The sequence below is a fragment of the Accumulibacter sp. genome, from assembly GCF_032229525.1.
Classification (GTDB): domain Bacteria; phylum Pseudomonadota; class Gammaproteobacteria; order Burkholderiales; family Rhodocyclaceae; genus Accumulibacter.
On record NZ_JAVTWB010000105.1, the window covers coordinates 1 to 12,337 of the forward strand.

Genomic DNA, 12,337 nt, shown 5'->3' on the forward strand with positions numbered 1-12,337 from the left:
GCACGAAATGGGTCAGAGACATTTGCCTTTTCGCTCCTGGACAACTTTTCACTCTGACCCCTTGGACTACTTGCGGCGTGGCCAAAATGACTTGGCCAATCTGGATTCACGCCTGCCCGAATCTCTCGCTCAAGTCCTTCACCGCCTCGCGCTCGCCGCGCACGCGCAGGAACGCGCCCTCGCCATCGGCGCGCTCGTCCAGCACCTCGCAGCTGGCGAAGATTGCGCCGCGCTGTTGCTGGGCCGACCAGGGCAGGAACAGCTCGGCCTCGACCTGATCGCGGCGGAAGAAGCCGACGATCGCCTCGCGCAGCAAGGCCACGTCATCGGCGCGGCGCGCGCTCATGACGAGGCAATCGGGATAGGCGCTGCGCAGCGCGCTTTGGTGCTCGGCGCGGCGCTCGGCTTGCGCGGCGGCATCGCTGTGGCTATCCACATTGTCGATCTTGTTGAAGACGCGCAGGCGCGGCACATCCTGCGCGCCGATCTCCGCCAGTACCTTGTCTGTCACCACGAGCTGGCGCTCGAATCCCGGATCGCTGGCGTCGATGACGTGGAGCAGCAGCGAGGCATCGAGTGCCTCTTCGAGCGTCGACTTGAACGAGGCGACCAGCCCGTGCGGCAGGTTCTTGATGAACCCCACCGTGTCGCTGACCAGCACGCGCGGCCGGCTCTCGGGCTGCAGGGCGCGCACGGTGGTGTCGAGCGTGGCGAAAAGCTTGTTTTCGACCAGCACCTCGCTGCCGGTGAGGGCGCGCATCAGGGTGGATTTACCGGCGTTCGTGTAGCCGATCAGCGCCACGCTGGCGAGGCCCTGACGCGCCTGGCGGCGGGCCTTTTGCGTCTGCCGCTCGGCATCCATGGCGACGATTTCCTGTTGCAGTTCGGCGATGCGGTCGCGGATCTTGCGCCGGTCCAGCTCGGTGTGCGATTCGCCGGCGCCGCGACCGCCCATGCCGCTGCGCTGCCGCCCCTGCGGCCCGGCAAGCTTGGCCGCCTCGCGCAGGCGCGGCGCCATGTAGCCCAGCCGCGCGATCTCCACCTGCGCGCGTGCGGCGCGGGACGTGGCGTGGCGGTGGAAAATTTCGAGGATGACCATGGTGCGGTCCATCACCTCGCAGCCGACTTCTTTTTCGAGGTTGCGCGCCTGCGACGGCGAAATCTCGTGGTCGACAAATAGGGCGTCGACCCTGCCGGCGCTGGAGTCGGCGGCGGCGTGCAGCGGTTTCTCGAAGGTCCCGGGCGCCGGTTCGCTGTCTACGAAGGCGCGTATCTCCTGCCGCTTGCCGGTTCCCATGTAGGCCGTCGCGTCGAAGTTGGAGCGCTTTTGCGTGAAGGTCGCGGTGATTTGGTAACCCAGCGTTTTGGCCAGGTCGCGCAGTTCAGCCAGCGAGGACTCGAACTCGATGTCGCTGACGTTCGGCAGTTGCACCGAGGCGACGATGGCGTAGCTGGGCTGTTCTTTGGCTTCTTTGCGCATGGGGGATTGGCTGCTTCAGAGGGGGCGAAGGCGGATAGTACCTGCCAATGTACTGCGCACCCGCCGAGTCTCTCACCAAATGCACCAAATGGGTCAGAGATATTTGCCTTTTCGCTCCTGGAAAACTTTTCACTCTGACTCTTTGGGGCTATTGCTGACCCTAGATTTGGCAATACTTCAATTGGACCTGGATGAGGTGGAGAAGGCGTGAAGGCAAGACGTTGGCGCCTGCACGACTTGGCACCGCGCCTGTACTCACCTGGACCTGCGCCGGCAGCCGCCAAGGCCAACGCATTTCGGATTGAAAGAGGAAATGTCTCTGACCCTTTTGATTCCAGTGGCGAGACCAGCGAGAACTGCTGGAACAGGAGCAGCAGCAGCGGCAAGGTGCCGATGGTCACCGCCCACTGCGTCGTTCCCCAGAGGGCGAGAGCTGCTGGCCAGCCACGGCGGGCGCCGAGCCGGGCCGTGCCGACGAAAAAGAGCAGGCCGACAGCGGCAAAAGAGAGCCAGAAACCCGGCGACAGAACCGCCCAGGGATCGATCAGCAGCACCAGCAGCAGCGCCAGCAAGAGGCTGCGAGTGGCGCCGAGGTTGCGCCCCGACCACAGCGCCAGCGCCACCACGGTCAGCATGTAGAGCGTGCGCTGCGTCGGCACGGCGAAGCCGGCGAGCAAGGAGTAGCCAAGAGCGGCCAGCCAGCCGGCGGCAATCGCCGCTTTCGCTGCGGGCAGAGCGAGCATCAGCCGCGTGCTGCGCCGCCACAGCCAGCCGACCAGCGCCGCAAAGAGCGCGGCGACCATGGTCACGTGGAGGCCGGATATCGAGCTTTCTTATCTATTAAAACGTCTTTTTTTCTTGGCGTCGAAGGGCACACGGATACTCATTGACCACCGCAATCGGCGGCACATTCGCTAACGGCACCGAGAACAGCCTACCTCACGGCAGTGCTCCGAATCAGCTGGTGCGACAAAGCTCGAGCAACGTGAAGGTGGTCAGGCAGCAAAAAACAGTGGCTCCCTAAAACAGCGAGAAGCGATCTCTGTTAACAGCGTCAAAGTGGCATAAACTAGCATCGTCCTTGCCCGCGTCCGCGCCCAGATCGACGCCAAGGCGGCGCGCGACTTGCTGAAAAGGGCCAACCTGCAACTCGTCCATCAAGTGTTATAAATGCATAAAATTATATTGTTCAATCACAGATCACTCAATTTCACTTTGAGATTACTACATCTGATTCTTTACGCTAGCCTAGGATATCCCTTATGAAAAGCTCAACGACGGTACTTATTTTCATTGGACTTGCCGCATTGCCAATTGCTGCATCCGCGGGTTGCATTGGTCCTGTAATCATGGGCGTATGCCAAGGTCAAATTGTTCCAGGGGATACACACCCCCAGGGAATGCCAGTCACTCCACCAGCACCACCTGGTTTCTACTACGACAAGCGTCAAACCAACGCAGAGCAACAAAATCCTGGATCGGTTAACCCTTTTACTGGCAGAGATGCTCACGACGCAAATGGGAACACATTTGTGGATACCTCAGATCGTACGCGATGTTACGAACGTCGTGAAAGATCATTGCGGCAGGGTATTGTCATCACCTGTCCATAGTGGCAGGTGTCTTAGGAGATAGCGTTTGCTGCATAAACTGATTGCTGTCGCAAACGCTGTGCGTATAGCTTGTCATTACGCTTTTTCAAGTCGCTGTAACGACGCATAGCCAGAACCTTGTCCATTTCAGTTGGCTGTTGCTGCTGGTCACTGGCAGCAATCTGCGCAACGACTTTGCCAACTCGTGCTTACTGCTTGACTACGCTGGGTCGCATACGTTTGTTCTGCGGCGTGTTCGTTATTATTTCGTTGATTTTCATTTCTTCATCCTTTTTGTTGTATTTATTGGGTATTGAAAGTATCGCCTTAACCTACAAATGCAATACGTTTTTCGATTAGCAAAAGAAATAGGATCGTTATGCCCCTACCTGACGCATGCATTTTAATTTTGAATTCTTCCGCAGGATTGTCTGCAAGCAACGTATCTACTAGGCATTGTTTACTAACATACTCAGTAACCAAATCAGCGGTCGCCCCCATGTCAAAGGGATCGTGTATGGTAGGCGGGTTATTGAGTTCTCTTACAAGAGACTCAGCATACTCTTGGAATATCTCATACACATATTGAGGCATATTGGCATCTGGTACATCATTGAACAGGTGTTTAAGCCCATATGCAATACCCTTAGCAATCTCATTTAAAACATTGCGATTTGAAGAGCAGAGCTTGTCTGCGAGAACATAATAGACAGCAATTTGCAACGCCATAAAATGAAGCTGAGCCTCTCCACGTCTCGCAAAAATCTTCTGCTGAATTATCGATTGATTATCCCCTATGATTTCTTCAATTGCTTTTCTCGCCGCTTCGATAGCTAGGTGTATTGACTTCACCCCATACGCATCTGCAAGCAAAGTTTCTTCATTTCCAAAACGAAAAGCATACCCATTACTGTTTGAGGTAAGCGCCTCCCTAACATGTATTGGCTGAACATCTCTTGGGGGCGCTACAAATTCATTTTTTGAACTACCAAATAACCAATCAAAAATACCCATTGAGCGACTCCTCTTCAAAACCCCGTTAAGTAGCTTAGGGAACCGCTGATTTAATCCCGCATATACCTATAGTATAATTCATCTGTCCCTATTGGCAAAGGCCGCGCGATGAAGCAGATCAGTTTTTCGCAGGTTGAGTTTGAAGGCAAGAAGCGGTTGACGCGACGCGAGCGCTTTCTTGCCGAGATGGAACAGATCATGCCGTCGGCGGAGTTGTTGGCGGTGGTCGAGCCACACTACCCGAAGGGAGCGCGAGGCCGGCCGCCGATCGGACTGGCGCGAATGCTGCGGGTGTACTTCGTGCAGCAGTGGAATGGGCTGTCGGATGAAGGCGTTGAAGACGCGATTACCGACAGCCAGGCGTTGCGGACCTTTGTCGGAATCGACTTGTCCAGAGAGGCCGTACCCGATGCGACCACCGTGCTGCAGTTCCGGCACCTACTGGAAAAGCATGATCTGACGAAGAAGCTGTTCGAAGCGGTTAACGGCAAGCTCTCCGCAGCGGGCCTGATGATGCGTGAAGGCACCATCGCGGACGCCACGATCATTGCCGCCCCACTAGTGCCATGGGGGTCAGAGTGTTTTGAAAACTGAAATCACTCTGACCCCCATGGCACTACTGACCCCTTGGGCTAAAGGATGAGCGACTGACCTTGCTGACACGCGATTTGGCAATACTGCAATTGGACCTGGATGAGGTGGAGAAGGGGTGACGGCAAGACGTTGACGCCTGCACGACTTGGCACCGCGCCTGCACTCACCTGGACCTGCGCCGGCAGCCGCCAAGTCCAACGCATTTCCGATTGAAAGAGGAAATGTCTCTGACCCTTTGATTCCAGCGCTTGACGTCCTTGAGTACGACTTGCGAACGGCGTACGCTGTTATCCTACTACCACTTCCCGATGTATCTGTAGCCCCCCGTGTTACTTGGACGGGGGTTTAAGCCGCATTCATAACTGGTGTCGAAAGATTGAACCAATGAAAATCGAAGAAGCAGTCGAGCGAGCGCTGAAGAACATTGCAAAACATGGTGACACCGATATTTTTCCATTTCCGTTTGAAACGCACGTCTTTTTAGATCGTCCGAAAGAGTGCAAATCGATCCTGCTTGATATACACCAAAATTTTTCGCATTACCTTGCCCAGCAAACGCCCTCCAATTTAGAGACTCTTACTCAGGTTGGATATACAGGGTTCCGCTGGGCAACCCAAATAGAGCCATTTTGGAATGCCTATTTTTTAGCACTCGTCATATCAATTGCCGACCAAGTCGAAAGTGTCAGACCCCCTCTAGAGGACAACTCGGTTTTTTCCTATCGCTATCAATGGGACAACGACAACGCAAAGCTCTTCCGTGATAGCGCTTGGGCGGATTATCGAGCACGCGGCATGGCTCTAAGCGAAGAATTCAAATACGTTGTGGTTACCGATATTGCCGATTTCTACCCTCGCATCTATCACCATAGATTAGAGAACGCATTGCAGCGTTTGCCGAAGGTCGGTGAGACGCCAAATAGGATTATGCAATTACTCGGAACTTTTTCCGACAACGTTTCCTACGGGTTACCTGTCGGCGGCCCTGCATCTCGGATGCTTGCGGAACTCGCGCTAGTTGCTACCGACATGCAGCTATCAAGAAGGGGAATTAAATTCTGCCGATACGTAGACGACTACTGTATTTTCTGCGACAACAAGTCGGAGGCATATAAGGTTCTTGTAACCCTTTCCGAAAAGCTGCACAACGAAGGTTTGGTTCTTCAAAAAAAGAAGACAAAGATCATTACAACAGAGGAATACCGGGAGGCTAACAACCTATTGGATCCAGCAGACAACACGAACCCCGTAGCAAGTGAAGAGCAAAAACTACTAAATATATCTTTGCGGTATGACCCTTATTCCGACACCGCTGATGAAGACTATGAGACGTTGAAAGCCGCAGTAAAGGACGTTGATATTTTAGGGATTCTTGGGCGTGAGGTTCTTAAAACCACAATTGATGCTACGGTCTCCAAACAGGCGATCAAAGCTATCTACGCACTGAATAATGACGCCAAGTTTGGCGCCATCACAACTCTTCTTGACAAAGACAATCTCGTCGTTCTTTCTCCTGTATTTGTTACGGTCATGAGGGCAGTGAATGGTTTATATGATGACATCCCAGACATGGGAAAGAATTTTATCGACGAAACTCTGATCGAACTTTACGAATCCAAATCACACTTGCTCAGTGTAGAACTGAATGTGAGCTATTTCGTGAAAGCTTTGTCTACTAGAATGACAATGGCAAAGGAGGAATTGCTAATTGAGATATTTGATAGCTGGCCGACGCCGCTCATCAGAAGATTAATCATTTTGATTATGGCCAGTTGGGATTGTCACTACTGGCTAACCGACATAAAGAAGAAATACGGCGGCCTTAGCGAATGGGAAAAAAGAGCACTTATCCTTGCCTCATATAAACTCGGCGACGAAGGTAAACATTGGCGGACTCACGTCAAAGACACATGGAACAGTAGAGAGGCACTTATCAGAGACTGGTATGCCGATCGGTTCCAGGCGAACAAGAGTGTTCCCGTATGATCTCTGAAAAGGAAATAGCAAAGCAGTTCAATGGACTGTGGAATGACACCCTTCCCTTGCTCACCCCGCAGCTTGTAGGCTTGTTTAATGCAGTACATAGCGATGATCTAACCGAGTTTCCGGGAGGTAAATTCAAAAGGATCGCTATCGGAGCGAATGTTGAGAAGCACGATCTCGTCGCTGAATTATCGTTTCAGGTAGCGAAGCTTTCAGTCGAGCGCGGAATTCCGATTCATGGCATCGGCTTGGGGACTGAAGACTTTAAGGATGCTTACAGGAATTCCACCGCATTCTTGAGAAAGTACGCAAGCGAAGACTCCGGTTTTCTATTAAATGCAGAAGAAATATCCGAGGCTTTAACCATCGCATCACAATACGAAGGGTTCTTTTCGCACGTTTCAGCAAAAACCATCGAATTTTCTCCCAGAATCTCCGGCGCTGGCTACTTGGGTTCCTGCTGCGCGGATTTGTCAGTAGATGATACTCTATACGAAATCAAGACAGTCTCTCGCAACATTGCCGGAAAAGATATCAGGCAACTGATCTTGTACTTAGCGCTGCAATATTCTACGGGCAAACGCAGGTGGCTTTATGCGGGATTTTTTAATCCAAGAAAATGCACGCACTATAGATTCTCCGTCGACCACCTTATGTATAGGACGTCAGGCGGCAGATCCACCTCGGAGGTGTTCGCGGACATCGTGGACTTCCTATCAAACCGCGGAATAGAGATTGACTCTATATTCTGAGTTTGGCGAAACCAACCGGCGTCGTTTAAGGTGATCCAACGGGTTAGCTTCGAATAACCATCCACAACGGCCACACCCAGTCGCGCGCACGCTTTTCTACCCGGGTCGATAATCTCACCCCGCAGCCCTCAGCGACTGCAATGACCGCGCGCCGACGCCGAGGTCTCGCCACTTCGCCGGATGGCAGGTGAACAGCAGGATTTGGTGCCGCGTCGCGGCGTCGAACAACACCCGCTTCATCTGACCCAGGCGCTCCTCGTCGCTGTGCACCAGCGCGTCGTCGAGGATGATCAGCGTCGGGCGTCCGGCTTCCTGCAGGAGATCCGCATAGGCCAGACGGCTGATCACGCCCATCTGCTCGCGGGCGCCGAAGCTCAGGGCGTCGAAGGCGCCCGACTCGCTGCCGCTCGCGCCGATGCGGGTCAGCGGGCCGGGGCTCAAGTTCTCGTCGATTTCCAGGCTGGCATTGGGGAACAGCAACTGCAGGTAGCGGTTGAGGTGCTTCTGCAGCGGCGCCTGCAGTTTCTTGGTCAGCGCGCGGCGCTTGTCGCGTAGCAGATTCAGCAGATAGTCGAGGGCCCTGGCGCGCCGCTGCAGTTCCTCGACACGGCGCTGCGCCTGGGCGAGATCACGCGCCTGTTCGGCGCGACGCTCTTCAAGTCCTCGCGCACCAAGCATCTGAAGTTCAACTTCCAATCGCACAAGGGCGTCGCCACGTTCGTTGAACCGCTTTTCGTGTTGTTCCGCGCTCCTGAGAAAGCGTTCGACGTCCTGCTTGAGGATCTCCGGACGCGCCTCGCTGACCTGTTTGTGCAGCGCCTCGATCCGCGCCACCAGTGTCGCCTGTTCGGCACGCGCGTCCACCAGTTCGCGATTCGCCGTCGCCACGCGTGCGGCCCGCTCCGGTGCATCGAGCAGTGCCTGGGCGCTGGCCAGTTCGCGCGTCGCCGCTTCGCAGGTGGTCCGGGCGTTGCCGGCGGCAAGCTGGGCGGCGTGCAGTTCGTCGTTGATCTGGCCGAGCGATTTTCCGGCGGCATCCTCGGCGGCTTCGGCTTGCGGCACCGCCGCGGGTGGCACTGCGCCGTCGGTCGCTGGCGGCAACTGGCTGATGGCGCTCTGGATTTCGCCAGCGCGCGCCTGCTGCGTGGCCAGTTCGCTGCGCAGCGCATCGGCTCCCTCGGGAGCCAGCGCCTTCAAGGTCGCGGTGGCCATTTTGACCTCGGCGAGCCACTGCGTGTAGGCCTGATGACGGGTTTCGGCATCCTCCAGCGAGGCCAGTCCCAGGCGTTGCAGCAGTGCTTCCTGGCGGTCGAGGAGTTCCTTCTCCTGACGTCCGAGCTTCGCGAGGTCCGCACCACCCGGCGAGATCTCGAGCTTGCCCAAGCCCGGCAGGGTGATCGTGGTCGCAGCGCGTAACAGTAGTTCGCCGACGCCGTCCAGCGACTCCCCGCCGACCAGGATGCTGCGGCCATCGTCGAGCGCAAACTGCAGGCGCGTGGCCGCGGCGTCCTGGCGGATTTGCAGCTCGCTGATTTGCCGGTGCTGCCCGCGCAGTGTCTCGAGGTCTGCGGGCGCGATCTCGGAGGCGGCCGCCTGCCGCTGCCGTTCGAGCAGGGTGGTCTGTTCGGCCTCAGCTTTGGCGAGTGCGCTAGCCGCGCTTTCGCCCTTGCGCCGGATTTCGTTTAGCTGGCGCGTCAGGTTGCGGCGCGTATCTTCCTGGCGCGCCAGACGCAGCGCCTCGCGTGCGACTTCGTGGCGGGCGACCGCTTCCGTGCGCTGTGTGCTCCACTTTTCGACCAGCGCGGTGGCGGTGGCTTGCGCCTGCCTGGCGGTTTCGAGCGACGCACGGCGTGTTTCGGCCGCCTGCTGCTCGCCAGCGAAGACCTCGAGTTGAGCGCGCAGCAGCTTGATCCCCACTTCGATCTGGCTGGCGCGCTGCTTCTCGGCGGCGTGCGTTGCTTCGATGCGCTGGATCGCTTCCAGCTTCTCGCTTGCCGCCCGGTGCTCGTCGCGAAAGCGCACCCACGGCTTCTCGGCTTCGTCGAGTGTGTGTTCGCGGCGCAGCGATCCGAAGCTGTCGACCTTCTGGCGGTAGGCGGCGATGTCGGTATCAGCGTCGCTGACGAGCTTCGCCAGCGACGCCTCCCGCTTGAGGGCTTCGGCGTACTGGCCGCGCGGCGAACCGGTCGCCGGGGTGAGCAGATCGTTGCGCGCCGCTTCGACGGTGGCCATCACCTCGTCGCCGCCACTGCTGGCGACCTCGCCGAGTGACTCGTTCAGGGCCGTGCGCAGGTGGTCGGTGGCATGACCCACCGCTTCCCTGACCTCCTGCGCGCCACCCTGCTGGATCCACAGCAGACCGGGGATGCCCCAGTGCTCGGACTTGCTGGCACCCTTGGCCGCGTGCTGGAATCCCAGGAGCTGGGCGAGATAATCTTCGGCGTCGGCGCCGTCCAGCCGTCGGCTGCCGGCCTGCAATTCGCAGCGCTTCTTGCCGAGGAAGCTCTTGCCGAGCCGGTAGTTCTCGCCGCCGAAGGTGAACTCCAGTTCGACTGTCGGCGACGCCGACGAATCGCCCCAGGGGCGAAAGTCATCAACACTGCCGGAACGATGGCGCTCGAAGAAGGCGGCGCGAATGGCGGCGACGATGGTGCTCTTGCCGCTTTCGTTCGGGCCGGTGAACAGGTTGATGCCGGGATCGAGATCGCCGATCTCCAGCGGCTGCCGGAACTGCCTGAACTGTTCGAGGCGAATGCGCGTCAGCTTCACGCGGCGCCTCCCCGCCGATCGTCGAGAAAGCCGGCGAGCAGGGTGAGCGCGTCACGGGCGACCTCCGCATCGGGGCCTTGCTGCTCCGCACGCAGGTCGGCGATGACCTCGCCGAGATAGCCATCGGCATGCAGGGCGTCGATATCCTCGGCCGTAGGCTCGAGGCGCAGCGCCGAAAGATCGGCCAGCAAACTGTGCACCCGCCCCTGCGCTTGTCCGATCGCCTGCTGCAGACGCCGCTGCCCGGCCAGATCGGTCTGCCCCGAAACGCTCAACTGCACCACGTCGGCGGCGGCAAAGGCGGAAAGATGCTGCAGGGCCTGATCGATATCGCTGGCGACGCGCAGCGTCAGGGCGTCCGACTGCCAGCGGTAGTGGCCGGTACGGACCGGCGTCACCAAGGGTAGCGCGCCCGGCCCGCTCAATTCGACGCGCAGCGCCTGCCCGGAGTCGTTCGCCCGGAAGCGATCTGTTTCGGGCGTGCCGCTGTACCAGCAGCGGGCGTCCACCTGCCGGGTGCCGTGCCAGTCACCGAGCGCGAGATAGTCCAGGCCGGCCTGTTCGGCGCGTCCGGCGGCAATCGGGTTGGCGGAATCGATCGCCTCGGCGAGGATTCCCTGCACGCTGCCATGCGCCAGGCCGATACGCAGCATCCCGGCCGGCGTCTCGGCGGCGGCGAACCATTCGGTCAGATCGCTGAAGGTGTTGCGCTGGGTCAGCGGGGCCGGCAGGATGGCGACGCCGAGCGAATCGAGAATCAACGGCTCGGGTTTGACGCAGAGCGAGACGTTGCCGGGGATCGCATTCAGGCGCGCGGCAAGGGTCCACACCGATTCGGAGAGCGCTGCGTCGTGGTTTCCCGGCAGCATGACCCAGCGCCCGGAAAAGCCCGCCATGGCGTTGAACAGGCGGTGGATGGTGCGGTCGGCGACACCCTGGGCGTCGAAAACGTCGCCGGCCACCAGCACCAGATCGAGATCCTGCTCGCTGGCCAGTTTCGCCAGTCGCTCAACCGCCTTGAAGCGCGCATCAGCGAGCAAGGCCGCTTCGTCAGGCTCGAACTGGCCGAAGAGCTTGCCGATCTGCCAATCGGCGGTGTGCAATAGTTTGAGCAACTGACTATCCCTGGGGGCGCGGCGCGTCAGGCCTGGGCCACGACGGCGTCGGCGGGCGACGGCTCGATGCTCGCCAGCAGCGCCTCCAGCGCCTGGCGCAGGGCTGGCGCATCGGCCGCCGCGGCGCCGGCGTCCAGCAGCGACAGCGCCCAGCGAGCGATCGCCTTTGCCGCGCCGGCCTCGGCGCATGCCAGCGCCTGCTCCGCCCACGTCGTGGCGTGACGGAGGTAGGCGGCGTCGAAATCGGGCGCCAGATCCACCGCTTGACCTGACTGACAGCGCACCACGCCCGGCGTGCCGGAGGCCGCCGTTAACTGGACGGTGCTGTCGCTGCCGACAGGGCCGGGGCGGCCCGAGGCCGCACGCGATGACAGTTTGAAGGCCTTGAGTGCCGCCTTCACCTCGGCGTTTTTCGCGTTCATGGGCAGGTCGAAAGTCTTCTTGAACCACTGATAGCGATAGAGGCGATTCAAGCCGCCAAGGCCACCATCACCGCCTTTTCCGCCCTTGCCAGCGGCGCCACAGACACCTGGCGCACCGGGGTCGACGCAGGTGTCGACCGACGCTGGCAATGGCTCACCGCAGGTTACCTCGATGCTGCCGCCATCGCCACCGCGACCGGGCTGGCCAGGCGGCAAGCCGTCTCCGCCCTTGACACCCTCACTACCGGTCTGGCCGTAGGCAAGCGACAGAAAATAGGACAGCCCGAATTTTTTCAGCACCCGGCCACCGTAGCGGCCGCCCGTCTTACCGCTGTTGAACGCACCGTCACCGGCGGCGGCCGGGGCCGCCGGCTGCAGGCCCTTGCCGCCACCCTGGCTGTCGCCGCCTGGCGAACCGCAGGCCAGTACGCGCGGCGCTAACAGCAGGCGCTGACAGACGATGCGCACGACACCCCCGGCCATTCCCGTAGCGCCGTCCTGCCCAACCTGCCCGTCGGCGGCCGGATTCCCGCTCCAGGGTGGCGGCGGTTTGCGACCACCGACATCGATCACCGCCTCGTTGCCAGACAGCTCGCGACAACGAAAATGTACCGTG

Annotated in this window: 6 protein-coding genes and 3 pseudogenes; 3 read left to right on the forward strand and 6 right to left on the reverse strand. The window is 59.0% G+C overall.

What is annotated here, in order from left to right; all coding sequences use genetic code 11:
* Positions 1-106 precede the first annotated feature (106 nt).
* The 3 genes and pseudogenes from hflX to RUW20_RS06560 form a co-directional block, all read right to left on the reverse strand.
* Entirely contained in the window at positions 107-1,480 is a 1,374-nt protein-coding gene (hflX, locus tag RUW20_RS06550) for a GTPase HflX (protein ID WP_313951398.1), read from the reverse strand.
* A gap of 395 nt (positions 1,481-1,875) precedes the next feature.
* A pseudogene (locus tag RUW20_RS06555) lies at positions 1,876-2,283 on the reverse strand (ComEC/Rec2 family competence protein); the annotation flags it as partial.
* Between the two features lie 1,116 nt (positions 2,284-3,399).
* Positions 3,400-4,086, reverse strand: coding sequence for a hypothetical protein (locus RUW20_RS06560; protein WP_313951399.1), 687 nt, complete (start codon positions 4,084-4,086; stop codon positions 3,400-3,402).
* Between the two features lie 108 nt (positions 4,087-4,194).
* Between RUW20_RS06560 and RUW20_RS06565 the strand changes: the two are divergent.
* The 3 genes and pseudogenes from RUW20_RS06565 to RUW20_RS06575 all read left to right on the forward strand — a co-directional run.
* Positions 4,195-4,644 (forward strand): annotated as a pseudogene (locus tag RUW20_RS06565) (IS5 family transposase); the annotation flags it as partial.
* A 420-nt stretch (positions 4,645-5,064) separates the two neighbouring features.
* The gene (locus tag RUW20_RS06570; RefSeq protein WP_313951400.1) at positions 5,065-6,666 is read left to right on the forward strand and encodes an RNA-directed DNA polymerase; all 1,602 of its coding nucleotides are present in this window, start codon (positions 5,065-5,067) and stop codon (positions 6,664-6,666) included.
* Positions 6,663-7,415, forward strand: coding sequence for a hypothetical protein (locus tag RUW20_RS06575; protein WP_313951401.1), 753 nt, complete (start codon positions 6,663-6,665; stop codon positions 7,413-7,415). Before RUW20_RS06570 ends, RUW20_RS06575 begins: the two co-directional genes overlap by 4 nt.
* 114 nt (positions 7,416-7,529) lie before the next feature.
* Here the strand turns inward: RUW20_RS06575 and RUW20_RS06580 are convergent, their stop codons facing one another.
* From RUW20_RS06580 to RUW20_RS06590, 3 genes and pseudogenes are all read right to left on the reverse strand, one after another.
* On the reverse strand, positions 7,530-10,184 hold the full coding sequence (locus RUW20_RS06580) for an AAA family ATPase (RefSeq protein WP_313951402.1): 2,655 nt from the start codon (positions 10,182-10,184) through the stop codon (positions 7,530-7,532).
* Positions 10,181-11,299, reverse strand: a complete 1,119-nt coding sequence (locus RUW20_RS06585) for a DNA repair exonuclease (RefSeq protein WP_313951403.1) — start codon at positions 11,297-11,299, stop codon at positions 10,181-10,183. Before RUW20_RS06585 ends, RUW20_RS06580 begins: the two co-directional genes overlap by 4 nt.
* A 26-nt stretch (positions 11,300-11,325) precedes the next feature.
* Positions 11,326-12,337: pseudogene (locus tag RUW20_RS06590) on the reverse strand (hypothetical protein); the annotation flags it as partial.